Consider the following 25,570-nt stretch of genomic DNA (forward strand, 5'->3'; position numbering starts at 1 on the left):
CACCGGGACGGACAGGAGGCGCGGGGCCGGGCGGCCCCGCGCCTCCTGTCCGGCAGGGCGCCGTCAGGCGTCGATGCGCTCGCGGTCCAGACCCTCGCCGGCGAGGATGAACTCCTTGCGCGGGGCCACGTCGTTCCCCATGAGCAGCTCGAACACCTTCGCCGCCGACTCGGCGTCCGACACGTTGACGCGTCGCAGGGTGCGGTGCGCACGGTCCATCGTGGTCTCGGCCAGCTGGTCGGCGTCCATCTCGCCCAGGCCCTTGTAGCGCTGGATCGGCTCGAGGTACTTCTTGTTCGAGCGCTCGAGCTTCTTGAGGAGCGTCGTCAGCTCCTGCTCGGAGTAGGTGTACAGCGTGTCGTTCGGCTTGCCGCGGTTGACCACGACGACCCGGTGCAACGGCGGCACGGCGGCGAACACCCGGCCCTGCTCGATCATCGGGCGCATGTACCGGAAGAAGAGCGTCAGCAGCAGCGTCCGGATGTGGGCACCGTCGACGTCGGCGTCGGACATGATGATGACCTTGCCGTAGCGGGCCTGGTCGAGCTCGAACGTGCGCCCGGACCCGGCGCCGATGACCTGGATGATCGACGCGCACTCGGCGTTGGAGAGCATGTCCGAAACGGACGCCTTCTGGACGTTGAGGATCTTCCCGCGGATGGGCAGGAGCGCCTGGTACTCGCTGTTGCGGGCGAGCTTCGCGGTGCCGAGTGCCGAGTCGCCCTCGACGATGAACAGCTCGGTCCCGTCGACGTCGTTCGAGCGGCAGTCGGCGAGCTTCGTCGGGAGCGACGAGTTCTCGAGCGCGTTCTTGCGGCGCTGCGTCTCCTTGTGCGCCCGGGCGGAGATGCGCGTCTTCATCTCGGCGACGACCTTCTCGAGCACGACCGCGGCCTGCGCCTTCTCGGTGCGCTGCGTCGAGGTGAGGATCTCCGTCATGCGCTTGGCCACCACGGAGTCGACGATCCGGCGGACGGCCGGCGTGCCGAGGATCTCCTTCGTCTGGCCCTCGAACTGCGGCTCGGGCAGCCGGACGGTCAGCACCGCGGTGAGGCCCGCGAGCACGTCGTCCTTCTCGAGCTTGTCCTGCCCGACCTTGAGCTTGCGCGCGTTCGCCTCGACCTGGGCACGGACGGCCTTGACAAGACCGGACTCGAACCCGGCCTGGTGCGTGCCGCCCTTCGGGGTGGCGATGATGTTCACGAAGCTCCGGAACACCGTCTCGTACCCGTCGCCCCACCGCAGGGCGACGTCGACCTCGCACGTGCGCTCGACCTCGGTGGACACCATGTGGCCCTTGTCGTCGAGCATCGGCACGGTCTCCTTGAACGTGCCGGAGCCCTGGATGCGCCAGACGTCGGTCTTCGCCCCGTCGACGGCGAGGTGCTCGACGAACTCGCCGATCCCGCCCTCGTAGCGGAATCGCTCGACGACCGGCCCCTGCTCGACCGCCAGGGCCGGCGCGGTGTCGGTCGCGGGCCCGTCCGTCCCGGTCCCGTCGTCCGTCGTCCCGGACGCCCCGGCGCCGGCAGTCGACGCCGCCAGGGCCGCACGCTGGGCGGCCGCCGCGATCGACGCCGGGCGAGCGTCGGTGATGGTGAGCCCGAGTCCCGGCACGAGGAACGCGGTCTGCCGCGCGCGGTTGACGAGGTCCCCGGTGCTGAAGGCCGCGTCCTTCGTGAAGATCTGTCGGTCCGCCCAGTAGCGCACCCGCGTCCCGGTCACGCCCTTCTTCACCTTGCCGACCACCCGCAGTTCGCTCCCCGAGGTGAAGGGTGCGAACGGGGCGTCCGGCCCGATGCCCCGGGAGTCGTCGAACACGCCCGGCTCGCCCCGGTGGAACGACATGGCGTACGTCTTGCCGCCGCGGTCCACCTGCACGTCGAGTCGTTCGGACAGCGCGTTGACGACCGAGGCGCCGACGCCGTGGAGGCCGCCCGAGGCCGCGTACGACCCGGAGCCGAACTTGCCGCCGGCGTGCAGCTTCGTGAACACGACCTCGACCCCGGTCAGCCCCGTCTTCGGCTCGACGTCCACCGGGATGCCGCGCGCGACGTCCGACACCTCGACCGACCCGTCGGCGTGCAGGGTCACCCCGATCTCGTCCCCGTGTCCGGCCAGGGCCTCGTCCACGGAGTTGTCGATGACCTCCCACAGGCAGTGCATGAGCCCACGGGAGTCCGTCGAGCCGATGTACATGCCGGGACGCTTCCGGACCGCCTCGAGTCCTTCGAGGACGGAGAGATGCCGTGCGGAGTAGTCGGAGCTCACGTGATCAGGGTACCGAGCCGCACCGACACCAGCGGGCCGCACGAGCGGTGTGCCTCGGCGAGGGGACAAGCGCTCCGCGCTCAGCGAACGAGCCGGTCAGGATGCACGGCATCCAGGCGGGACGTGTTGGAATGGGTGCATTCACCGCACCGTACTGCGATCCGTGAGGAGCACAGCAATGACCCAGACCGTGCAGGACCTCTCCGTCGACGAACTCAACGACAACCACCAGCTCACCGCGGCCGACCGCTGCGACAGCTGCGGTGCGCAGGCGTACATCCGCGCCACCATGGCCAGTGGTGAACTCCTGTTCTGCGCCCACCACGGCGCCGAGTTCAAGGACAAGCTGGCAGCCACCGCCCTCGAGTGGCACGACGAGTCCTCGCGACTCCACGAGTCCAAGTAGGCGGCACCGCCGCGACGCACCGGAGGCCCGGTGCCGGTTCACGAGACCGGCACCGGGCCTCCGGTGCGTCGTCCTGTCGTCGGGCGCTGCCCGACGGCGGGATCAGGTGATGCGCTTGAACGCCTTGTCGACGTAGCGGTCGACCGTGGCGCGGGCTTCGCGCGCGTACCGGTCGATCGTCGCGGTGCGCTCGGCGTCGGGTGCGTACGTCCGTCCGAGGCGGGCGGTCGCCGCGGCGAGGACCGCATCCGTGAGCTGCGGGTTGAGCGGCAGGATCGGCCCCTGGGTGTGGGTGCCGAACGACGTGCCGGCGATCGCGCCCTCGACCGGTGCACCGGCCTGGTTGCCGCCACCGGACACGACGTCCGCGAACGGTTCGACGCCGTCGGCCAGCTCGATGCGCGCGGCGTGGTCCTCGAAGCCCGCGAGGCGCGTGGAGGCGCCGGGGAGCAGCGGGTACCGGGTCTCGAGCACGAAGTAGTTGACCCGGCGCTCGGCACCGCGGACGGCGCGGGCGTCGAACACCCCGAACCCGTCGACCGGGGCGCCCTCGGTCGGCACGACCTGGTTCGTCGCGAGGTCGAACCCGCCGCCGACCGCGACGACCGGCACGCCGGCGGCGGCGAAGTCGCGCAGCGGCGCACCGACGCGGGTGACGTCGGCACCGAGCGACCGCATCGCGCTGAGCGGTCCGTTGCCGACCAGCACGACGTCCGCGGACGCGGGGAGCGTGTCGCCCGGGGCGTACTCCACGACCTCGGTGTCGATGTCGGCCGCAGCGGCGCGACGGACGAGGGCCGCGACGTTGCCGCGGTCCCCGGAGACCCCCATCTGGCGCGGGTACACGTGCAGGATGGTCAGGCGATCGGCCGTCATGCGGTCTTCTCCAGGTCCGGGTGGCCGAGGGCCTTCCGGGCGATCATCATGATCTCGTAGTTGACGATGAAGTTCTTCGTGCCGGTCGTCGTCGCCCCGAGGCCCTGCATGTGCCGGATCGCGGACTCGACGTCGGGTTCGACGCGGCCGATGCGGACGCCGGCGTGCTCGAGGGCGATCGCGATCTGCCACGCCTTGTCACCCGACACGACGTCCACGTGGTCGAGCTTCGAGAAGTCGATGTCGTAGATCCACGAGATGTCCGGGGTGCCCTCGTCGATCGCCATGAGCACCTGTTCCGGGTGCGCGGGCAGCGCGTCCAGGTTCAGCTGCAGACTCGCGGCGTTCTTGAACATCGTGAACTCGGCGGACTCGCCCGCGATCGGCAGACGCTCACCACGCCCGTACGCCGGCTTCATCCGCTGGAACGCCTTCGTCACGGCGTCGGCACGGAACTGGGCGCCGAGCGCGGCACTCGCGGTCGCGGTCGCCGCCGCGGCGTCGACGGCATAGTGCAGGCCGCGAGCCGGCAGGCGCACCGGCACCTCGTCGCCGTCGAAGGCGATGGTCGCGCCGTCGCCGGTGAACACGACGACCTCGGCGTCGGCCGTCGTCTGGGCACGGTCCGTCCCGGCGACGAAGTCGTCGGCGTTCTGCAGGCCGTTCGGCGCAGCGGCCACGACCTCGGAGCTCGCACCGAAGCGGAGCACGCGCTGACCGTCGACGGGCGTGTAGGCGTCCAGGAACTGGTCGTCGTGGTTCGTGATGACGTTCGCGGACGACAGCGCCGCGGTGTCGAGCATCATCGTGGCGACGCGCTCGGTCTCGAAGAACCGGTAGAGCTGGTCGACCTGGACGTTGAGCATCGTCACCGTCGACGGCGACAGGATGCCCCCCAGTTCGACGGCGAAGGCCTCGTCCACCTCGAGGATGCCGATGTCCGCCTTGAGCTTGCCGGTCAGCGACACCTCGGACAGGAGCGCGGACGCGATCCCCTGCGGCAGGTTCGCCCCGGACGGGTTCGTGAAGACCCGGAGCCCGTGCGCACGCACGATCTCCGAGATCATGTGCGTCGTCGTCGACTTGCCGTTCGACCCGAGGACGAACACGACGCCGTTCGGGAACTGCCGGGTGACGTGCTGCAGGAAGTCCGGCACGAGCTTGAGGACGACGTAGCCCGGGTAGGCGGATCCGCCGCCCCGCGCACGAGCGAGGGCACGGAGGATCCGCCCGACCAGGATCGGGATCGCGAAACGCACGGGCGGCCTACTCGAGGTAGTCGCGGAGCGACTGCGACCGGGACGGGTGGCGGAGCTTCGCCATCGTCTTCGACTCGATCTGACGGATCCGCTCGCGCGTGACCCCGAACGTGTCGCCGATCTGGTCGAGGGTCTTCGGCTGGCCGTCACCGAGGCCGAAGCGCATCCGGATCACGCCGGCCTCGCGCTCGGACAGGGAGTCGAGCAGGCTCTCGAGCTGCTTCTGCAGCATGGTGAAGCCCACCGCGTCGGCCGGGACGACCGCCTCGGTGTCCTCGATGAGGTCACCGAACTCCGAGTCACCGTCCTCGCCGAGCGGCGTGTGCAGCGAGATCGGCTCGCGGCCGTACTTCTGCACCTCGACGACCTTCTCGGGCGTCATGTCGAGCTCGCGGGCGAGCTCTTCCGGCGTGGGCTCGCGGCCGAGGTCCTGCAGCATCTGCCGCTGCACCCGGGCGAGCTTGTTGATGACCTCGACCATGTGCACCGGGATGCGGATGGTGCGGGCCTGGTCGGCCATGGCACGGGTGATGGCCTGACGGATCCACCACGTCGCGTAGGTCGAGAACTTGAAGCCCTTCGTGTAGTCGAACTTCTCGACCGCACGGATCAGGCCCAGGTTGCCCTCCTGGATGAGGTCGAGGAACTGCATGCCGCGGCCCGTGTAGCGCTTCGCGAGCGAGACGACGAGACGGAGGTTCGCCCCGAGCAGGTGCGACTTGGCACGCTGACCGTCACGCGCGACCCAGCGGAGCTCGCGCTCCTCGGGCTTCGAGAGCCCGGTCGAGTGCTGCAGCTTGTCCTCGGCGAACAGGCCGGCCTCGATGCGCATCGCGAGCTCGACCTCCTGCTCGGCGTTCAGCAGCGCGACCTTGCCGATCTGCTTGAGGTAGTCCTTCACCGGGTCCGCGGTGGCACCCGTGATGGTCGTCGAGTAGACCGGAGCCTCGTCGTCGTCGGTCTGCGAGATGACGAGCGCACCCGCGGCGACCGCGGCGGCTTCGGTCGAGGGCTTCGCAGCCGACTCGTCCTCGGCGACCTCGTCGGTGGTGTCGGTCGTGTCCTCCACGACCTCGACCGGGGCGTCGTCCTCGACGTCGCCGTCCTCGTCGTCGGCGGCGGCGGTCGCCTTCTTGCCCGCGGCCTTCTTCGGGGCCGCCTTCTTCGGCGCGGCCTTCTTGGCGGCGGTGGTGGTCCTGGTGGCGCGCTTCTTCGGCGCGACCGTGCCCTCCGTCTCCGTGGCGTCTTCCGCCACGACGCCGTCGGGCGTGGTGTCCTTCGTGGGATCGACCGTCGTGCTCCGGGCAGCCATGCGATCACCTTCCTCGTCGTGCCACGTTCCTGGGGTCGTGGCCTTCCCTCGCCGCCCAGGGCCACCGCCGCGGTCCCCCACGTCGTCTGGTCCTACCGTTCCGGGCAGCACTAGGACCCATGTCAAGTCCCCCGACGTCGGACGCGGGGAACCCGAAAGGGTCCGTGGTCATTATTGCACGCGCTGTTTCCGCAGGCGTGCAACGAGTGCAACCCACAGCGGTCCCACCCGTATTCCGTCCTCGGCGTGCAGACGGGCGCGGGTCCGGCGACGGGCGGACAGGAGCATCACGACGCCGAACCCGACGACGACGTACTGCACCGTCATCGCGACGCGGAAGTTCTGCCACGCGAACGTGTCGGTGCCGGAGGCCGAGGCGAGGACGTCGAGCAGCGTCCCGATGGCGAACATCATCACGAAGGCCGCCAGGAACCCGCCGACGTTCACGACGCCGTTCGCCGATCCGAGCGAGCCGACGGGGTTGAACGACCGCGCGAAGTCGAAGCCGATGAGGGAGCCCGGACCACCGACGCCCATCGCCACGACGAGCAGGACGAGCAGCCACGTCGGCGGCTGCCCCGGCCAGAGCAGCACCGCGGTCCAGACGACGCCCAGGGCGGTGACGATCCCGAGCACCAGGTTCGACCGGCGCATCGGGAAGCGCGCGCACAGGAGTCCCAGGACGGGCCCCGCGACGAAGCCGACCACCACGATGACCGTCAGGAAGCTCGCCGCCTCGGTCGGTGAGTACCCGAGCCCCCGCAGCATGGGGACGCCCCACAACAGGCTGAACACGGTGCCGGAGGACTGCGTCACGTAGTGCGACCAGAACCCGAGCTGCGTGCCCGGCCGGCGGAGGGCGTGGCCGAAGGTGCCGAACGCCGCACCCCACGAGTGCGGGATCGGGATCGTGTCCGTGCGCACCGCGACCGGCCCCGCACGGACGAAGACCACCGCCAGGACCAGGCCGACGGCACTGGCGACGGCTGCGACGCCGAACGCCGCGTCCCACCCGACCGAGTGCAGGAGCAGGGCGAACGGGAACGCGGAGACGATCTGGCCGATCTGGCCGAGGTTGCCCGTCCACTGCGAGATCTGCGGCAGTAGCGTCCCGCTGAACCACATCGGCAGCAGTCGCATCACCGAGATGAACGTCATCGCGTCGCCCGCTCCGACGAGCACGCGCCCGATGACGGCCGGGCCGATGGTCGGTGACACCGCGACCACGGCCTGCCCGACCGTGAGCAGCACCGCCCCGAGGAGCACCAGGCGGCGCGGACCGACGCGGTCGAGCGCGATCCCGACGGGGATCTGCAGTCCGGCGTAGACGGCGATCTGCACGACCGCGAGCGTCGACAGCACGGCGGCCGACACGGCGAAGCGGTCCTGCGCGTCGACCCCGGAGACCCCGAGGGACGACCGCTGCACGACCGCGAGGACGTACGCCAGGACGGCGACGCCCCAGACGACGAAGGCGCGGCGGGAGTTCACCCGACCAGGCTAGCCACCACGCGGGCACCGTCCGCGCGGGCGGACCGTGACCCCGCGCCGACGTCAGTCGTCGTCGGCGGTGCGACGGTCCGCGAGGAACCGTTCGAGTTCCGCGGCGATCGCGTCCGCCGTCGGCACCTCACCGTCGGCGCCGGTCAGCGGGGAGGCCACCGGGTTGCCCTCCATGTACGTGTCGTGGCGCTGCTCGAGCGCGCCGACCAGGCGCTGGAGTTCGGCGTTGCCGGCGACCTGCTCGTCGACCCGGGACAGGAACTCCCGCCCCTCCTCGCGGAGGGCGTCGGTCGGGAAGATGAGCCCGGTCGCGGCCGAGATCCCGGACAGGGCGGCGACGGCCGCGTCGGGGTACTCGGTGTCCGCCAGGTAGTGCGGGACGAGCAGGACGAGCCCGGTCACCTGCTGCCCGAGCTCGGCGAGGCGGTGTTCCACCAGGTGCAGGACGTTCGCCGGCGCCTGCGTCTCGGGCTTCCAGACGCTCATCGACTCGACCAGGTCCGCCCGTGTGCCGGACACGGTGATGCCGATCGCCCGGGTGTGCGGCACCGGCATCGGGATCGCCTGCACCCAGGTGGTGTCGGCGACCTGCAGGTCCTCCGCGAGGTCGACGACGGCGCGGACGAAGCGGTTCCACTGGAAGTCGGGTTCGTAGCCCGACAGGAAGAGGAACTGCTGGCCCAGCTCGTCGCGCACGAGGTGCAGGGTGAGCCGGGGCGGCTCCACGGCGGTGATGTGGTCGTGCTCGAACGTGATCACCGGGCGGCGGGCGCGCCAGTCGAGCAGGACGTCCGGGTCGAACTCGGCCACGAGCTGCGACTCGAGGGAGCCGGTGATCGACGTCGTGATCTGCGCCACCGCCGAGCCCGCGTCCGCGAAGCCCGTGAGGGCGGCGACGAGGTGCAGCCCGGCGGGCACCGTCGGGGCGGACTCGTCGAGCGTGTAGAGGTCCTCGGGGTGGTTCACCCGGCCAATGCTAGGCGGGCACGCCGACGCGGCCCGGACCGCCGCCCACGCCGACAGCGAACAGGCCGTCAGAGCACCGTCAGTAGGCTGGTGCGATGGTCCGACCGACGCTCTCCACCACTTCCTCCTCCCCCGCCTCCGTCGACGCCGACGTCCTCGTCGTGGGCGTCCGCCCCGGCACCGACGGCGGCCCCGCCACCCTCGCACCGACCGCCGTCGGCCCCGTCCCCGGCCTCGAACAGCTCGACCTGGAGGCCGTGGGCGCCACCGGCGCGAAGGACCAGCTCGTCCGCATCCCCGGTGGTGCCGCCGCCGGGGTCGCCGCTGCCGGCGTCGCCCTCGTCGGGCTCGGGAGTGCGACCGGGACCGCCGCCGTCCGCTCCGCCGCGGGCAGCGCCGTCCGGCAGCTCCCGCACGTCGGCTCGATCGCCCTCGCGCTGACGACCGAGGACGACGACGCCGTCGCCGCCGCGCTCGAGGGCGCGGCCCTCGGCTCGTACGCCTTCACCCGGCACAAGGGCACCGGCACCACCGGTCCGGTCCGCGGCGACCAGCGCATCACGGTCCTCGCCCCCGCATCGGTGGACGCCGACGCGACCGTGCGTCCGGCCGTCGTGGCCGAGGCGGCATCGCTCGTGCGCGACCTCGTGAACACCGCCGCCGGCGACCTCGGTCCGTCGGACGTCGCCGACGTCGCGGCCGCGGTCGCCGAGGGGTTGCCCCTCACGGTCGAGGTCCTCGACGAGGCGGAGCTCGAGCAGCAGGGCTTCGGCGGCATCGCCGGGGTCGGTCAGGGCTCGGTGCGGCCGCCGCGACTCGTCGTCGTCCGGTACGAGCCGGCCGGTGCGGCGAAGCACCTCGCGCTCGTGGGCAAGGGCATCACGTTCGACACCGGCGGCCTCTCGCTGAAGCCCGCCGCGTCGATGCTCGGCATGAAGACCGACATGACCGGCGCGGCGACCGTGCTCGCCGCGACGGTCGCCGCGGCACGCCTGGGTCTCGACACGAAGATCACGGCCTGGCTCTGCCTCGCCGAGAACATGCCGTCCGGGTCGGCGATCCGCCCCGGCGACGTCCTCACCCTCAAGAACGGGAAGACCGTGGAGGTCACCAACACCGACGCCGAAGGACGCCTCGTCCTCGGTGACGGGATCGCGGCGGCCTCGCTCGAGCAGCCCGACGCGATCGTCGACGTCGCGACGCTCACCGGCGCGCAGATGGTCGCCCTCGGCGACCGGACGACCGGTCTCATGGGCAGCGACGCGTTCGTCGCGCAGGTCCGCGCGGTCGCCGACGCCGTCGCCGAACCGGTCTGGCCGATGCCGATGCCGGAGGAGCTCGACGGCCGGCTCGCGAGCGACGTCGCCGACATGGTCAACGCCACCGTCGGCCAGACCGCGGGCGGCATGCTCCTCGCCGCCAAGTTCCTCGAGCGCTTCGTCGGCACGACCGCCGACGGCACGACCATCCCGTGGGCGCACCTCGACATCGCCGGCCCGTCCGAGAACCGCGGTGCCGGGTACGGCTGGCTCGGCAAGGGCGCGACCGGTGTGATGGTCCGGACCCTGGTCGCACTCGCAGAAGACCTGCAGGGCAAGTAGTAGGTTTGGTTCCGGCGGGGCCGCCGCGTCAGCGTGCTCCCCGCCGGAACTGACGGGACGGGACCGGTACAGACGGTCCGACCGCCGGACGCCGCCGCGCGGTGTCCACCGGGACGGCGTCCAAGAGACACCAAGCCGCCCCTGACACGCACGAGGGAGTTGCACCAGGTGACGGAACAGACTTACGACGTCGTGGTCCTCGGTGGCGGCAGCGGCGGCTACGCCGCAGCGCTCCGGGCCGCCGAGCTCGGCATGAGCGTCGCGCTCATCGAGGGAGACAAGCTCGGAGGGACGTGTCTGCACCGCGGCTGCATCCCGACGAAGGCACTGCTGCACTCGGCCGAGATCGCCGACGGTACCCGTGACGCGGAGAAGTACGGTGTCATCGCCGAGTTCACCGGCGTCGACGTGCCGAAGGTCATCGAGTACCAGCAGGGCGTCATCAACTCGAAGTACAAGGGCCTGCAGGGGCTCATCAAGGCCCGCGGCATCACCGTCGTCGAGGGGTGGGGCCGGCTGACCTCGCAGAACACGGTGCAGGTCGGCGACCAGACGGTCACCGGTCGCAACGTCGTCCTCGCCACCGGCTCCTACTCGAAGTCGCTGCCGGGCCTCGAGATCGGCGGCCGGGTCATCACCTCCGAGACCGCGCTCCGCATGGACTACGTCCCGAACAAGGTCGTCATCCTGGGTGGCGGCGTGATCGGTGTCGAGTTCGCCAGCGTGTGGAAGTCGTTCGGCGCCGAAGTCACGATCGTCGAGGGCCTGCCGCACCTCATCCCCGCCGAGGACGAGTCGATGTCCAAGCAGCTCGAACGCGCGTTCCGCAAGCGCGGCATCGAGTTCTCGCTCGGCGTCCGGTTCGACCACGTCGACCAGCACGAGAACGGCGTCGTCGTCACGCTCGAGAACGGCGCGACCTACGAGGGCGACGTCCTCCTGGTCGCCGTCGGCCGTGGCCCGGTCACGCAGAACGTCGGCTACGACGAGGTCGGCGTGGCCATGGAGCGCGGGTTCGTCACGACGAACGAGCGCCTCCTCACCAACCTGCCGAACGTCTACGCCGTCGGCGACATCGTCCCGGGCCTGCAGCTCGCCCACCGCGGCTTCCAGCAGGGCATCTTCGTCGCCGAGGAGATCGCCGGTCTCAACCCGGTCGTCATCTCCGACACGAACATCCCGAAGGTCACCTACTCCGACCCCGAGGTCGCCTCGGTCGGGCTCTCCCAGGCGAAGGCCGAGGAGCAGTACGGCGCCGACAAGGTCGACACCTACGAGTACAACCTCGCCGGCAACGGCCGCAGCCACATCATCGGTACGGCCGGTGCGGTGAAGGTCGTCCGCGTCATCGACGGCCCGGTCGTCGGCGTCAGCATGATCGGCGCGCGCGTCGGCGAGCTCATCGGTGAAGCCCAGCTCGCCGTGAACTGGGAAGCGCACCCGGAGGACGTCGCTCCCCTCGTGCACGCCCACCCCACGCAGAACGAAGCCCTCGGCGAGGCCTTCCTGCACCTCGCGGGCAAGCCGCTGCACGCGCTGTGATCGACACGCACGTGCGCACGACGAACACCACAACCACGAACCACGCCTGCGAAGAGGAGTCCACCCGATGAGCGAATCCGTCAACCTCCCGGCGCTCGGGGAGAGCGTCACCGAGGGTACGGTCACCCGATGGCTGAAGAACGTCGGTGACCGGATCGAGGTCGACGAGCCGCTGCTCGAGGTCTCCACCGACAAGGTCGACACCGAGATCCCGTCGCCGGTCGCCGGCGTCATCGAGGAGATCCTCGTCCAGGAGGACGAGACCGTCGAGGTCGGCACCCCGCTCGTGAAGATCGGTGACGGTTCCGGCGGTGGCGACTCCTCCGACCAGGGCGGTTCCGAGTCCACCGACGACGCGACCGAGGCGGTCGCACAGGAGTCCGAGCCGGAGACCGCGCCGAGCACGGAGCAGGACACCGAGGCCAAGGCCCCGGAGCCCACCGAGCCCGAGCCCGCACCGGCCGGTCAGACGCAGCCCGCGGCCCCGCAGGCTCCGTCCGCGCCGCCGGCGGCCTCGCCCGTGCCGCAGGCCGCTCCGGTCCCGCCGCCCGCCGCCGCCCCGCCGGCCGCGGTCCCCGCTCCGGCGAAGGCAGCCCCGGCTCCCGCGGCCGTCCCCGCCGCGGCCGCCCCGGCGTCGACGCCCTCGGCCGAGGTCCCGAACCCCACCACCAACGGTGCGGCATCCGGGTACGTCACCCCGCTCGTCCGCAAGCTCGCGAACGAGCAGGGCGTCGACCTGTCGACCGTCGCCGGCACCGGTGTCGGTGGCCGCATCCGCAAGGAGGACGTGCTCGCCGCGGCCTCGGCAGCGGCGGCCGCCCCGGCAGCGTCGGCGTCGACCAGCGCTCCGGCCCAGTCCGGTCCCTTCGTCGCCGAGGTCTCGCCGCTGCGTGGGACGCGGGAGAAGATGACCCGCCTGCGCAAGGTCGTGGCCGAGCGGGCCGTGCAGTCGATGACCTCGACCGCGCAGCTCACCAGTGTCGTCGAGGTCGACGTGACGAAGGTCGCGCAGTTCCGCGACGCGCACAAGGCCGAGTTCCTCGAGAAGACCGGTTCGAAGCTCTCCTTCATGCCGTTCTTCGCCCTCGCGGCCTCGGAGGCGCTCAAGGCGCACCCGAAGATCAACTCGACCGTCGACGGCGAGGAGATCGTCTACCCGGAGACCGAGAACGTCTCGATCGCGGTCGACACCGAGCGCGGACTGCTCACCCCGGTCATCAAGGACGCGGCGTCGCTCGACCTCGCGCAGTTCTCGACGGCGATCGCGGACCTCGCGGAGCGCACGCGCAACAACCAGCTCAAGCCGGACGAGCTCGCCGGCGGCACGTTCACGCTGACCAACACCGGTTCGCGCGGCGCGCTGTTCGACACCCCGGTCGTCTTCCTGCCGCAGTCGGCGATCCTCGGCACGGGCATCGTGACGAAGCGTCCGGCCGTGGTGAAGGTCGACGGCCAGGAGGCCATCGCGATCCGTTCGTTCGTCTACCTGGCGCTCTCCTACGACCACCGGATCATCGACGGCGCGGACGCGTCCCGGTACCTGGTGGCCGTGAAGAACCGCCTCGAAGAGGGCAACTTCGCTCCGAACCTCGGGTACTGACCACCCAGGTCGGACGGACACCACGCCGACGGCCCCGTCTCCCACCCGGGAGGCGGGGCCGTTCCGCGTCCCCGGCCCGGTCATCGGCCCCGACCCTGCGTGACGGCGACGACGAGACCCGCCACGACCACCAGCACGGTCACGACCGCACGGACACCGACCCGTCGGCCGGCGAGCGGCACGCCCGATGTCAGGACCTCCCGACACGCCACGAGCAGGCGGCCGACCGGCAGCGTTCCCTGCGTTCCCGGACGCCCGCCCGTCGCCGTGCCGTGGCGGTCTGCGGTCTCGAAGGCGTAGGGCAGCGGCGGCGGGTCCCACCGCACGGGACGCGGTGGTGCCGCCGCCCGGACCGCGCGGTCGAGCTCCACGAGGGCCGCGCCGCCGTGCGTCCGCGCCAGGGAGCACCGTTCGTCGATCCCGTCCGCACCCGGGCCCGCGATCCCGGCGTCCCGGGCGTCGACACGGTCCCAGACGGCACGGACCGCGAGCACGAGCGCCTCGACCCCGGGGAGTGACCCCGCGGGCTGCTGCCCGTCCGCGCCCGGAGGGCGGTCGACGAGCACGACCGCGCCCGCGTCGTCGACGACGACGTCCTCCACGCGGGCGGAGCCGAGCAGCAGCGCGCCGGCGTCCGCCAGCAGCGCGACCTCGAGCAGCGGGAGCGTGAGCGTCACGGCGACGCCCGGTGTCGGCGACCCGATGCGGTCCAGTGCCGTCGGCAGCGCCAGCCCGGACGGTCCGGCCGTCCGCACGACGAGCGTCCCGGTCTCGTCACGACCCACCTGCGCGACGGCGACGAGGTGGTCGTGCGCCAGGCAACTGCGGTCCGCGACCCACTCCCAGAAGGCGTCCGAGGGCGTCGCGGTCCGCCAACAGCGGTCGGTCGGTTGTTCCAGGTCCACGGTGACCAGCGTGCCGGCGGTGGGGCGGGCCTCCCGTCCGCGACCAGGACCGGTGGAGACGTCCCGTTCGCCCACAGCCTGAGGGCGGGCGGTCTCCGATCCGCGTGCCAGGCCGTATCCTTGACGGCATGGCACGCAGCAGTTCCTCAAGCACCCCGGCGAAGGAGCCCGGTCGTCTCAAGCAGATGTACCAGGTCTTCACCATGACGCGCCGGGCCGACCCGTCGTCCGTCTGGTGGTTCGCCCTCGCGTTCCTCGGTCCGGTCGTGGCGGGCGTCCTGTTGGCGCTGCTCCTGCCGGGTCAGAACTGGCTCGCGATCGTCCTCTGGATCCTCGCCGGCGTCCTGCTCGGCGTGCTGCTGTTCCTCATCGTTCTCGGGCGTCTGGCCGAGCGGGCCGCGTACTCGCAGATCGAGGGGCAGCCCGGTGCCGTCGGCGCCGTGCTGACGAACTCGCTGCGGCGTCAGTGGCGGTCGAGCGAGATGCCGGTCGCCGTCCACGGTCGCTCGCAGGCTGCGGTCTACCGCGCGGTCGGGACGCCGGGCGTCATCCTCATCACCGAGGGTCAGGTCGGCAACCTCACGCGCCAGGTCGAGGAGGAGCGCCGCAAGGTGGCCCGCATCGTCCCGAACGTGCCGATCCACGTCGTCAACGTCGGCGACGGTGACGGCCAGGTCACGCTGCACAAGCTGCCGAGGGCCATGAACAAGCACAAGAAGGCCCTGAACCGGAACGAGGTGCTGGCGGTGTCGAACCGACTCGACTCGCTGACGCACGGTCCTGCCGCGTCCATCCCGAAGGGCATCGACCCCACGCGTGTCCGAGCGGGTCGCCCGCGCTGACCGTCACCGCCGCGTCCCGATGCCCCCGACCGTCCTGGTCGGGGGCATCGTCGTCCTCCGGTATCGGACGGCATCGGCCGGCTCGGACGGCACCGGCTGGCTCGGACGGCACCGCCGCACGAGGACCCGCGCCGTCAGCGGCGGACGAGCACCGTACCGGCAGCGCCGTCGTGGAGCGGACGGCCGTCCTTCGCGTGGATGAGCGCCGGGACGACGATGCACAGCAGCACGGTGCGGACCGCCGGGCGCCAGACGCCGACGTAGCCCCCGCGGATCGGCACCACGCGCAGCCCGACACAGAGGTGCCCGAACGACCCCGACGCGAGCGCGATGAACAGGACCTGCAGCACGGCGAAGATGCCCAACGTGATGAAGTTGCCCGCCGCGCCGTACGTGCCGATGACGAGGGAGACGAGCGAGGCCAGCGCCCAGTCGATCACCAGCCCGAGGAACCGCCGGCCGAAGCTGCCCATGCTCCGCGGACCCGACTCCGGCAGCCCCAGGACCTTGCCCGGCCACTCGGTCCGACCGGAGCCGGCTGCGGGCGGGGTGGACGGAGCGGAGCGGGCCATGTCCCCAGCGTAGGCGGTCGGCGGGTGCGTAACACGCTGGAAACAACGCAGTCACGTCCGGGAAACCCGGTGTCTCTAGCCTCGTCGGAGGGTGCCTCCTGGTTCCCTCGACACCACCCAACGCCACAGGAGACCGACTCGCATGTTCAGTGATTCCTCCGAGGTGCTCGCGTTCATCAAGGACACGGACGTCAAGTTCCTCGACATCCGGTTCACGGACCTCCCCGGGGTCCAGCAGCACTTCAACATCCCCGCATCAACGGTCGACGAGGACTTCTTCGCCGTCGGTCAGCTCTTCGACGGCTCCTCGATCCGCGGCTTCGCGTCGATCCACGAGTCGGACATGCAGCTCATCCCCGACGTGACCACCGCCTACGTGGACCCGTTCCGCGCGGAGCGCACGCTGATCATGGTGTTCGACATCTACAACCCGCGCAACGGCGAGATCTACGGCCGTGACCCGCGCCAGGTCGCCAAGAAGGCCGAGAAGTACCTCGCTTCGACCGGCATCGCGGACACGGCGTTCTTCGCCCCCGAGGCCGAGTTCTACATCTTCGACGACGTCCGCTACTCGGTCACGCAGAACGAGTCGTTCTTCTCGGTCGACTCGGAAGAGGGCGCGTGGAACACCGGCCGCGAGGAAGAGGGCGGCAACCTCGCCAACAAGACCCCGTACAAGGGCGGCTACTTCCCCGTCTCGCCGGTCGACAAGACCGCCGACCTTCGCGACGACATCTCGCTGAAGCTGATCGACGCCGGCCTCGAGCTCGAGCGCGCGCACCACGAGGTGGGCACCGGCGGCCAGCAGGAGATCAACTACAAGTTCGACACGCTGGTCCACGCCGCGGACGACATCCTCAAGTTCAAGTACATCGTCAAGAACACGGCCGAGCAGTGGGGCAAGGTCGCCACGTTCATGCCGAAGCCCCTGTTCGGTGACAACGGTTCGGGCATGCACACCCACCAGTCGCTCTGGTCGGACGGCACCCCGCTGTTCTACGACGAGAACGGTTACGGCGGCCTGTCCGACGTCGCGCGCTGGTACATCGGCGGCATCCTGCGGCACGCCCCGGCCCTGCTCGCCTTCACGAACCCGACGGTGAACTCGTACCACCGCCTGGTCCCGGGCTTCGAGGCCCCCGTCAACCTCGTCTACTCGGCGGGCAACCGTTCGGCTGCGATCCGCATCCCGATCACGGGCACGAACCCGAAGGCCAAGCGCATCGAGTTCCGCGCGCCCGACGCGTCCGGCAACCCGTACCTCGCCTTCGCCGCGCAGCTCATGGCCGGCCTCGACGGCATCCAGAACCGCATCGAGCCGCACGAGCCGGTCGACAAGGACCTCTACGAGCTGCCGCCCGAGGAAGCCAAGAACATCCCCCAGGTCCCGGCCGGCCTGTCGCAGGCGCTCGACGCGCTCGAGGCGGACCACGAATTCCTCACGAAGGGCAACGTCTTCACCGAGGACCTCATCCAGACCTGGATCGACTACAAGCGTGAGAAGGAAATCCTCCCCCTCGCGCAGCGTCCCCACCCGTTCGAGTACGAGCTGTACTTCGGCGTCTGAGTTCCGCACACCAGGAAGGGCCCCGCACCGTCAGGTGCGGGGCCCTTCCTCGTGTGCGCGTCCGCAGAGCAGGGAGCCGTCCCCTGCGCCGAAGCGACAGATGGCGGCCGAACTTCTCCGCTGATCTGTCGCTTCCGCGGCGGGACCGCCGTGCGCGTCCGCCTGGAGGCGCGGTGGCGGCCCTGCGGACCGGCACCGGGCCGCGCACCGCTCCGCACCGCACCGCACCGCACCGCACCGCACCGCACCATGGCAGACAAGAGCGGGGCCCGCGCCGTCGCCGGCACGGGCCCCGCTCGACCGCGGTCTGTTCAGCGCGCGGTCACCAGCGCGTCCGTCACACCGGCCGCGACGCTCGTGGCCGGTGCAGCGGCCGGGCTCGGTCGGCCGAGGGAGCGGACGGTCCAGCCCGCCCCGACCCACCGTGCGGCCGGGAGGCAGTTGCGCGCGTCGATCACGACCCGCTGACCGACGAGGGCGGCGAGGGCGACCGGGTCGGCCTCGACGACCTCGTCCCACTCCGTGAGGACGAGCACGAGGTCGGCGCCCTCGATCGCCTCCGTCATCGATCCGGCGTACGTGAGGGTCGGGAAGGAGCGACGCGCCGTCTCCATCGCCTCGGGGTCCCACAGCGTCACCTGGGCGCCGCGGAGGTGCAGCGCCGCCGCGACGTTGAGCGCCGGCGAGTCCCGGACGTCGTCGGTCATCGGCTTGAAGGCGGCCCCCACGACGGCGATCCGGCGGTTGAGCACCGATCCCCCGGCGGACTCGATCGCCATGTCGATGACCCGCTGGCGCTGGCCCATGTTGATCTCGTCGACCTGCTGCATGAGCCCGACGACCCGCCCGGCGCCGAGTTCGGCCGCGCGGTGCATGAGCGCCCGGATGTCCTTCGGCAGGCATCCGCCCCCGAATCCGAGACCGGCGTTGAGGAACTTCCGGCCGATGCGGGCGTCGTGCCCGAGGGCGTCCGCGAGCGTCGAGACGTCCGCGCCCGTGATCGCGCACATCTCCGAGATCGCGTTGATGAACGAGATCTTCGTCGCGAGGAACGCGTTCGCGCTCACCTTCACGAGCTCGGCGGTGGCGAGGTCGGTCGTGATGACCGGGGTCCCCTCGCTGATCGGGGCGGCGTACACCTCGCGGATCACCGCGTCCGCTGCCTTCGACGCACCGCCCCAGACCAAGCGGTCCGGGTGGAGCGTGTCCTCGACGGCCTTGCCCTCGCGCAGGAACTCGGGGTTCCAGACGAGTTCGGCGTCGATGCCGGCGGGCGTGAACTCGCTGACGATGCCGCGGAGGCGCGCTGCCGTCCCGACCGGGACCGTGGACTTGCCGACGATGAGCCCCGGGTGGGTGAGGTGCTCGGCGACACCGCGGGTGGCGGCCTCCACGTAGGACAGGTTCGCGGCGTGCGACCCGGCCTTCTGCGGTGTCCCGACGCAGACGAAGTGCACGTCGGCCGCAGCGACCGCTTCCGAGATCGAGGAGGTGAAGCGGAGCCGCCCGGTGGCGACGTGCTTCGTGATGAGTTCGGGCAGTCCGGGCTCGTAGAACGGCACCTGCCCGGCCGACAGGGCCGCGAGCTTCGCCGGGTCGACGTCCACGCCGATGGTCTCGAAGCCCATCTCGGCCATGGCGGCGGCGTGCGTGGCACCGAGGTAGCCGGTGCCGATGACGCTGATGACGGGAGCGGGGCGGGCGTGGTCCCGGGATGGCGATGTGGTCACTTCTTGACCTCCTGCAGGTCGTAGTCGATGTCGTTCCGGGCGATGCCGGCCGCGAAGGCCGCCATGCTGTCGGCCCGGGAGTTGAGTCGCCAGTCGTTCGTCGTGCGGGCACCGTCGACGATGGTGGTGGCGGTCTCGCTGAAGTACGCGAAGCCGATGACGTCGGCGTTCGCCGGGTCGGCGAGGGCGTCGAAGAGCGAGGTGATCCAGCGCGCCTTCTGGCCGTCCGTGACCGTGGCACCGGTCTCGGTCGCGCCGATCTCGCTGAGCAGGATCCGCTTCTCGGGCGCGATCTGCCGGAGCTGCTCGATGGTCTTCGCGAAGGTGGTGTCGAACGTCGGCGCCTCGGCCGCCTTCCGGTAGTAGCCGCTCATGCCGACCCAGTCGACGTAGTCGTCGCCCGGGTAGTACGCCTTCAGGTAGTCGAGCGTCTGGTACTTCGGGTTGCCCAGGGCGTCGATCCGCGTCGGCGACCAGTTCCAGATGACGTAGTCGTTCGCGCCGGCACGGTCGAAGACGTCGTGCACGTGCTGCCACATCGCGACGAACGAGCCCGGTGCGTTCTGCTGGACGGTGCCGTCGGCCCAGTTGTACCAGCTGCCGTTCATCTCGTGGTCGAGCCGGATGACGACGGGCTGGCCGTTCGCCACGAGGGCCTCGGCGTACTGCGTCAGGTAGCGGTCGAACGCCCCGCCGGTGACGTCGGCGTTCGTGTAGCCGGGCACGTACTTCTGGTCGTTGCCGGTCTTCAAGGGACGGCTCTCCCAGGTGAGCATCGGGACGCGCCCGTTCGTCCAGGAGCGCTGGACGGCGTCGGCGTTGAAGTCCTGGTCGAAGCCCTGGAAGTAGCCGACCATGTTCGTGGCGGTACCGACCTGCTGGGACACCTGGTCGTACTCCGCCCAGTTGAAGGGCGACTGCGCCGTGTACAGGCCGTACCAGCGGGACTGCTGTGCGAGCACCTCGGCCTTGGTCGGGACGTCGACGGGGACCGCGGGGTCCGGGTCCGTCGACGGGCCGTCCTTGCCGGGCACGACGGTCGGACCGCCGCCCTGCCCGGACGCTCCGGAGCCGGACCCCGATCCGGACCCGGACCCGGAGCTGTCGGCGTGGCCGCCGGAGGACGACGTGCCGGAGGAGGACGAGCCTCCCGAGGAGTGGTCCGCTCCGGACGCCGACCGGGCGTGCGCGAGCTGCGACCGTAGGTCCGCGATCTGGCCCTTGAGCTGCGTGAGCTGGTCGCCGCGGGAGCCGGCCTGCGCCGTGGTGCTCTGCAGCTTGCCCTCGAGCTTCCAGATCCGCTCCTGGGCTGCGGTGAGCTTCGCTTCGAGCGCCTCGGCGTCCGCCGGTTGCTCCTGCTTGGTCGGGACGCCGAGCGCTCGGCTGACGGCCGAGGAGACCGGCCCGGAGGGCGAGATCCACACCGACCAGGTGATGAGCGAGAGGACGGCGACGATGGCCGCCATGCCGACGGCGGTGCGCTTGGCGTGTCGGGTCGAGGGTGCCCACCAGGTGCCGGTGGAGCGAGGGAGATCAGACAATGAGGAACGCCTCCAGAGCGAAGACCGCGATCCCGATCACGTAGGGGATCGACGCGTAGGGGTTGAGACGACGGGGACGGGAGGGCTTCGGGGCGCGCTGTGCCTGTCGCTCGGTCGCGGTCGCGACGTCGCGGCGGGTGGCGAGGACGGTCGTGGTGGAGGCCGTGGTGGCGTCCGGACCGAAGATCTCGTCGAACGCGCGGTCGACGGCGGCCTGCTCGTCCGTGCCGCCGACGGGGGCGGACGGGTCGTGGTCGACCGGACTCACCGGGACGGCCGCGGCGCGGGGCTGCGGCTGCGCCGGGTCCTCCTCGACCGGACCGCCGGCGTAGGCACCGGCACGGGTCCCCCAACCGCTCGCGTGGGCGAGACGGAAGAACCCGATGAGGCGGATCGGCATGAGGAAGAACGTCGAGACGATGATGAACATCGGCAGGCGGAAGAAGTCGGAGGGCTTCTCGGCCAGGTGCCGCATCTGCCGGATCGCCATGCTCAGCACGCTCGAGACGACCATGAGCCCCGCCACGTAGACGAACCCCGTCGAGAAGCCGTACTGGTGCAGGATCCCCTCGTACAGGTTCTGACCCTGCCCGGTGAGCGCCCGGTAGACCCACCCGGCGATCACGCCGAAGAGCATGAACGGCAGGATGATGTCGGTCAGGAAGAACAGGGCGAGGACCGGCGCGTGGCCGAGCATCCAGGGCAGCATCCGCAGCGTGTTGTACTGCGACCCGCGGGCCCAGCGGAGCTGCTGCTTGAACAGCTTCTTCACCTGCAGCGGGGCGTCCGTGTACACGAGCGACGTGTACTGGTAGACGGTCCGGTAGCCCTCCTTGAGCGTCAGGTTCGTGAGCGTCCGGTCGTCGGACACCTCGAGGAAGACGCCCATGAACTCCTCGTGCATGAACTTGTCCATCACACGGACGAGGATGCTGCGGCGGAACGCGATCGTGCGACCGGGCAGGCAGCCGATCTGCCCGAGCACGCTCTGCGCGGGCATCGAGTACAGCGCGCGGGAGTTCTCGAGCCAGTCCGCCCAGCGGGTGATCCACGAGCGGGTCGGCTCGAGGATGCGCTGGCGGGTGGTGACGCCGCCGACCGACTCGTCCGCGAACGGCCGGAGGAGTTCGACGAGGGTGCCGGGCGTCCAGACGGTGTCCGAGTCGACGAGCACCGTGATGTCGCCGGTGGACATCTCGGTGCCGACCTTGACGGCGTTGCGCTTGCCGGGGATCGGCGTGTGGGTCCAGCGGACCAGCGGCGCGAACTCGTCGCAGACCGCTTCGAGTGCCTCGTTCCGGGCGCCGTTGATGACGACGATGATCTCGCCGGGACGCTGCTCGACCATGCGGCCGATGACGTCACGGAACAGGTCGAGCGGCTCGTCCACGACGGGGACGACCACGCTGGTCGTCCCGGTGTACGTGCCGGTGAAGGGGCGGTACCGGGCGGAGAGGACGACCTTGAGCAACCAGAGCAACCAGATCACCAGTGAGTACACGGTGAAGAGGTAGAACTCGGGGTGGCCGTCGACCATCTGCCGGATCTGGAGGATGAAGGTGAACATCGATCCCTGCTGCAACGTTCGAAGGGGAGATTCCGCGCCATCGGGAAATCGGGGGTCGGTTCGGGTGTCCTCATTCAGACAGAACGCAGACGCGCCGCGCAACGTGCCCCTCGGCCGGGGGTGACGGCGTTGTGCCCCGGGGTACACCGGCGTCCACTGCACGCCGGACAGGGCCGTGTCCGCACTGGTGCTGACAGCAGTTCCGTGGACCGGTCCCACGGCTCGCGGCCCGGCCGTCGACGGGGAGTCCGGCCGGGAGGCCCGGCACCAGCAGACGAGGAACCCCCGGTCAGCAGGCACATCGGCAGTGACCGCCGACAGCCGTTCCGGCGTGGGCCGCGCGTGTTCCGAAACCCTGGTCGCGCGCTGACAGCGGTACCGCGGCTGAACCGAACGGGGTACGGTATTCCATCACTCGGGGTACGACGGCGTCGTCGTGGAAATTGCGGAAGACAACTCGCGCTCCTCCGCCCGAACGGAGCGTCCCGGGCGTGTCGCGCGGCCCGTCGGGTGTTCAGGTGCCGTAGAACTCGCGTTCGAAGACCTGTCGCGCGCGGCGCGTCACGGCGAGGTAGTCCTCCTCGAGCTGCGACGCCGAGCCCGGCGGGTACTCCAGCAGACGCGCGATCCCCTCGAGCTGGGTGCGCTCGACCGGCAGGACGTCGGTCGTGCGGCCGGACCAGAGCACGAGCGCGCTCCGGGTGCGTGAGGCGAACCGCCAGGCGGCCGCGAGCTTCTCGGCGTCCTCCGCGGTGACCCAACCGGCGTCCGTCGCGGCGTCGAGGGCCTCGAGCGTCGAGGTGGTCCGGAGCGACGGCTGCGCGCGCCCGTGCTGCAGCTGCAGGAGCTGCACGAACCACTCGACGTCGCTGAGGGAACCACGTCCGAGCTTGAGGTGCCGTGCGGGGTCGGCTCCGCGCGGCAACCGCTCCGACTCGACGCGGGCCTTGATGCGCCGGACCTCACGGACCTCGCGCTCCTCGATCGACTCCGGGTACCGCGTGCGGTCGGCGAGGTGCTCGAAGTCCCGGAGGAGCTGCGGGTCCCCCACGGCACCGCGTGCCCGTAGCAGGGCCTGGGCCTCCCATGTGAGCGACCAGCGGGCGTAGTACGCGGCGTAGGAGTCGAACGAGCGCACGACCGGGCCGTTCCCGCCCTCCGGCCGCAGCCCGATGTCGAGCTCGAAGGGGTGCAGGGCGTCCTCGGTCAACCGGTTCAGTTCGCGCACGACCACCTGCGCCGCCCGCGACGCGACCTCGTTCGGCACCGTCTCGGACCGGTACACGAACAGGACGTCCGCGTCGGACCCGAACCCGAGCTCGCGGCCGCCGTACCGCCCCATCGCGATGACGCCGAACTCCAGGCCCTCCGGGGCGTCCCGACGGGCCAGGTCGAGTGCGCCGCTCAGCGTCGCCTCCGTCACGTCGCTCAGCGCAGGACCGAGCCCGTCGACGTCGAGGTGCCCGAGCACCGCCGCCATGCCCAGGCGCAGCGTCTCCCTCCGACGGACGCTGCGCAGGAGGGCCGCCGCGGTGTCCACGGCGTCCCCGTGACGGGCGGTCGTCGCTCCGGTCTCCGCGAGCAGGGCCGGCAGCGGTCGGGGGCGCAGCAGGGTCTCCGGCTCGTCGAGCCAGGCGACGGCCTCCGGGAAGCGCTCGAGCAGTCCGGACAGGAACGCCGACTCCGACAGCACCGTCGTGAGGCTGTGCGCGGCGCCCGAGGAGTCGCGGAGCATCCGGAGGAACCAGCTCGACTCCCCCAGGGTGTCGCTCAGTCGCCGGAAGGCCAGGAGGGCGCGGTCCGGTGCCGGTCCCTCCGCCATCCACCGCAGGAGCACCGGCAGCAGGTTCCGCTGGATGGCCGCACGGCGCGAGGTCCCCTGCGTCAGGGCACGGATGTGTGCGACGGCGCCGTCCGGGTCGAGGAACCCGATCGCGGTCAGGCGGTCGCGGACCTGTCCGCTCGTCAGGACGATCTCACCGTCGGTCGCCGCCACCGCCGAGAGCATCGGCCGGTAGAAGAGCCGCTCGTGCAGCCCCCGCACCTCGAGCTTCACCGATCGCCAGCGGTCCTGCAGCGCCGACGCCGAGGACGCCAATCGCGTCGACCGGGCGAGCACGCGGAGTTCGTCCTCGTCGCTCGGCATGAGGTGCGTCCGCTGCAGCCGTCGGAGCTGGATGTGGTGCTCGAGCACCCGGAGCAGGGCGTAGTCCGGCCCGAACCGGGCCGCTTCGGGACGTCCGACGTAGCCCGCGGCCGCCAGGGCGTCCATGGCCTCGAGCGTCGACCGGACCCGCACGGACTCGTCGTCCCGGCCGTGCACGAGTTGGAGCAGCTGCACCGTGAACTCGACGTCGCGCAGGCCACCCGGGCCGAGCTTCAGCTGGCGGTCCACCTGACCGTCCGGGATGTGCGCGGTGACCCGCTCCCGCATCCGCTGGACGGACTCGACGAACCCGGGGCGCTTCGACGACTCCCACACGAAGGGCGCCACCGCGGCGACGTACCGCTCCCCCAGGTCGATCGACCCGGCGATCGCCCGCGCCTTGAGCAGCGCCTGGAACTCCCACCCCTTCGCCCACCGCTCGTAGTAGGCCACGTGGGACTCCAGCGTCCGGACGAGCGCGCCGTCCTTGCCCTCCGGGCGGAGGTTCGCGTCGACCTCCCACAGCGCGGGCTCCGCGGCGAGGTCGGTGATGACGTGCGTGGCCGCGATCGCGAGGCGGGTCGCGATGAGGACCGCGCGGTCGGTCCCGATCGACGGCGCGTCGTCGCCCTCCGCCGGCTCGGTCGGTTCGGTGACGTAGATGACGTCCACGTCGCTGACGTAGTTCAGCTCGCGGGCGCCCGCCTTGCCCATCGCGATGACCGCGAGGGGGGTCGCGGCGACCTCGGCGGCGGGGAACGGGACCTCGCGACGGGCCACGGCGACCGCGACGTCGAGCGCGGCGCCGGCCAGGTCGGCGAGCCCGGCTGCCACGGCCGGGAACGCCTCGGTCGGCACCGGGTGCAGGACGTCGAACAGGGCGATCTGGGCGAGGTGCCGGCGGTAGCGGACCCGGAGGCGGCGGCGCGCGGTCTCGCCCGAGCTGCCGTCGACGGCCTCGGTCAGGGAGGCCGTGTAGCGCTCCTGGGACTGCGGCGGGGTGACCGGGTCGAGCAGCAGCGTCAGTTCCTCCGGGCGTCGCTGCAGGAACTCGGCGAGGCCGATCGAGGAGCCGAGCAGCCGGACCAGACGCTCGGTGGCGGCCGGGTCGGCGAGGACGGGACGCAGCCGGTCCGGGACCGCCTCGACCAGACGCTCGATCGCGAGCAGGGCACCGTCCGGGTCCGCGGTGGCGGCCCAGACGGACTCGGCATCCGCGATCGGGACACGGGGGTCCGACGCGGGGCGGGCCTCCAGGGCGGCGATCCGCTCGAGCGTGCCGGACAGGTCGGCGAAGCCGAGCCGCGCCAGCTGTGACCGCGACGTCGCCGTCCTGCCCGTCATCTCGCGAGTGCTCCCGTGGT

The 25,570-nt window shown here is 71.2% G+C and carries 18 protein-coding genes; 6 read left to right on the plus strand and 12 right to left on the minus strand.

What is annotated here, in order from left to right; all coding sequences use genetic code 11:
• Positions 1–63 precede the first annotated feature (63 nt).
• Positions 64–2,271 (minus strand): type IIA DNA topoisomerase subunit B, encoded by a 2,208-nt coding sequence (locus DEI95_RS07540; protein ID WP_110911237.1) that lies wholly within the window; start codon positions 2,269–2,271, stop codon positions 64–66.
• Positions 2,272–2,449: 178 nt separating this feature from the next.
• Between DEI95_RS07540 and DEI95_RS07545 the strand changes: the two genes are divergently transcribed.
• Entirely contained in the window at positions 2,450–2,677 is a 228-nt protein-coding gene (locus DEI95_RS07545) for a hypothetical protein (RefSeq protein WP_110825445.1), read from the plus strand.
• Positions 2,678–2,779: 102 nt separating this feature from the next.
• Here the strand turns inward: DEI95_RS07545 and DEI95_RS07550 are convergent, their stop codons facing one another.
• The 5 genes from DEI95_RS07550 to DEI95_RS07570 all read right to left on the minus strand — a co-directional run bounded on the left by DEI95_RS07550 (position 2,780) and on the right by DEI95_RS07570 (position 8,593).
• Positions 2,780–3,553, minus strand: coding sequence for a hypothetical protein (locus DEI95_RS07550; protein WP_111059849.1), 774 nt, complete (start codon positions 3,551–3,553; stop codon positions 2,780–2,782).
• Positions 3,550–4,812 carry a MurT ligase domain-containing protein gene (locus tag DEI95_RS07555; RefSeq protein WP_111059850.1) on the minus strand — a complete coding sequence of 421 codons (1,263 nt, stop codon included), beginning with the start codon at positions 4,810–4,812 and terminating at the stop codon, positions 3,550–3,552. The genes DEI95_RS07550 and DEI95_RS07555 overlap by 4 nt, the downstream gene beginning before the upstream one ends.
• A 7-nt stretch (positions 4,813–4,819) precedes the next feature.
• Complete coding sequence (locus DEI95_RS07560) at positions 4,820–6,124, minus strand: RNA polymerase sigma factor (protein ID WP_111059851.1); 1,305 nt, start codon at positions 6,122–6,124, stop codon at positions 4,820–4,822.
• Positions 6,125–6,295: 171 nt separating this feature from the next.
• On the minus strand, positions 6,296–7,615 hold the full coding sequence (locus tag DEI95_RS07565) for a nitrate/nitrite transporter (RefSeq protein ID WP_111059852.1): 1,320 nt from the start codon (positions 7,613–7,615) through the stop codon (positions 6,296–6,298).
• 63 nt (positions 7,616–7,678) lie between these two features.
• Positions 7,679–8,593: a proteasome assembly chaperone family protein gene (locus tag DEI95_RS07570; RefSeq protein WP_111059853.1), complete on the minus strand. Its 915-nt coding sequence runs from the start codon at positions 8,591–8,593 to the stop codon at positions 7,679–7,681.
• Positions 8,594–8,688: 95 nt separating this feature from the next.
• Between DEI95_RS07570 and DEI95_RS07575 the strand changes: the two genes are divergently transcribed.
• The 3 genes from DEI95_RS07575 to sucB all read left to right on the plus strand — a co-directional run bounded on the left by DEI95_RS07575 (position 8,689) and on the right by sucB (position 13,336).
• Positions 8,689–10,194: a leucyl aminopeptidase gene (locus DEI95_RS07575; RefSeq protein WP_111059854.1), complete on the plus strand. Its 1,506-nt coding sequence runs from the start codon at positions 8,689–8,691 to the stop codon at positions 10,192–10,194.
• Between the two features lie 168 nt (positions 10,195–10,362).
• Positions 10,363–11,736, plus strand: coding sequence for a dihydrolipoyl dehydrogenase (gene lpdA / locus DEI95_RS07580; protein WP_110825438.1), 1,374 nt, complete (start codon positions 10,363–10,365; stop codon positions 11,734–11,736).
• 67 nt (positions 11,737–11,803) lie between these two features.
• Positions 11,804–13,336: a 2-oxoglutarate dehydrogenase, E2 component, dihydrolipoamide succinyltransferase gene (gene sucB, locus DEI95_RS07585; protein ID WP_110889708.1), complete on the plus strand. Its 1,533-nt coding sequence runs from the start codon at positions 11,804–11,806 to the stop codon at positions 13,334–13,336.
• 80 nt (positions 13,337–13,416) lie between these two features.
• Here sucB and DEI95_RS07590 read toward each other — a convergent pair whose 3' ends face one another.
• Complete coding sequence (locus tag DEI95_RS07590; RefSeq protein ID WP_146243615.1) at positions 13,417–14,241, minus strand: hypothetical protein; 825 nt, start codon at positions 14,239–14,241, stop codon at positions 13,417–13,419.
• 128 nt (positions 14,242–14,369) lie between these two features.
• On the opposite strand from DEI95_RS07590, the gene DEI95_RS07595 reads away from it, so the two are divergent.
• Positions 14,370–15,083, plus strand: coding sequence for a DUF4191 domain-containing protein (locus tag DEI95_RS07595; RefSeq protein ID WP_111059856.1), 714 nt, complete (start codon positions 14,370–14,372; stop codon positions 15,081–15,083).
• A 134-nt stretch (positions 15,084–15,217) separates the two neighbouring features.
• Here the strand turns inward: DEI95_RS07595 and DEI95_RS07600 are convergent, their stop codons facing one another.
• Complete coding sequence (locus tag DEI95_RS07600) at positions 15,218–15,655, minus strand: RDD family protein (protein ID WP_111059857.1); 438 nt, start codon at positions 15,653–15,655, stop codon at positions 15,218–15,220.
• A 142-nt stretch (positions 15,656–15,797) separates the two neighbouring features.
• Between DEI95_RS07600 and glnA the strand changes: the two genes are divergently transcribed.
• Complete coding sequence (glnA, locus tag DEI95_RS07605) at positions 15,798–17,222, plus strand: type I glutamate--ammonia ligase (RefSeq protein WP_110825433.1); 1,425 nt, start codon at positions 15,798–15,800, stop codon at positions 17,220–17,222.
• 311 nt (positions 17,223–17,533) lie between these two features.
• Here the strand turns inward: glnA and DEI95_RS07610 are convergent, their stop codons facing one another.
• The 4 genes from DEI95_RS07610 to DEI95_RS07625 form a co-directional block, all read right to left on the minus strand.
• The gene (locus DEI95_RS07610) at positions 17,534–18,952 is read right to left on the minus strand and encodes a UDP-glucose/GDP-mannose dehydrogenase family protein (RefSeq protein ID WP_111059858.1); all 1,419 of its coding nucleotides are present in this window, start codon (positions 18,950–18,952) and stop codon (positions 17,534–17,536) included.
• The gene (locus tag DEI95_RS07615) at positions 18,949–20,493 is read right to left on the minus strand and encodes a glycoside hydrolase family 26 protein (protein WP_146243616.1); all 1,545 of its coding nucleotides are present in this window, start codon (positions 20,491–20,493) and stop codon (positions 18,949–18,951) included. The genes DEI95_RS07610 and DEI95_RS07615 overlap by 4 nt, the downstream gene beginning before the upstream one ends.
• Positions 20,486–22,060 carry a glycosyltransferase family 2 protein gene (locus tag DEI95_RS07620; protein ID WP_110889702.1) on the minus strand — a complete coding sequence of 525 codons (1,575 nt, stop codon included), beginning with the start codon at positions 22,058–22,060 and terminating at the stop codon, positions 20,486–20,488. The genes DEI95_RS07615 and DEI95_RS07620 overlap by 8 nt, the downstream gene beginning before the upstream one ends.
• A gap of 514 nt (positions 22,061–22,574) precedes the next feature.
• A complete protein-coding gene (locus DEI95_RS07625; RefSeq protein ID WP_110889701.1) occupies positions 22,575–25,550 on the minus strand; it encodes a bifunctional [glutamine synthetase] adenylyltransferase/[glutamine synthetase]-adenylyl-L-tyrosine phosphorylase in 2,976 nt (991 codons plus the stop codon).
• Positions 25,551–25,570: the final 20 nt, after the last annotated feature.

It is taken from the genome of Curtobacterium sp. MCBD17_008 (genome assembly GCF_003234475.1).
Taxonomy (GTDB): domain Bacteria; phylum Actinomycetota; class Actinomycetes; order Actinomycetales; family Microbacteriaceae; genus Curtobacterium.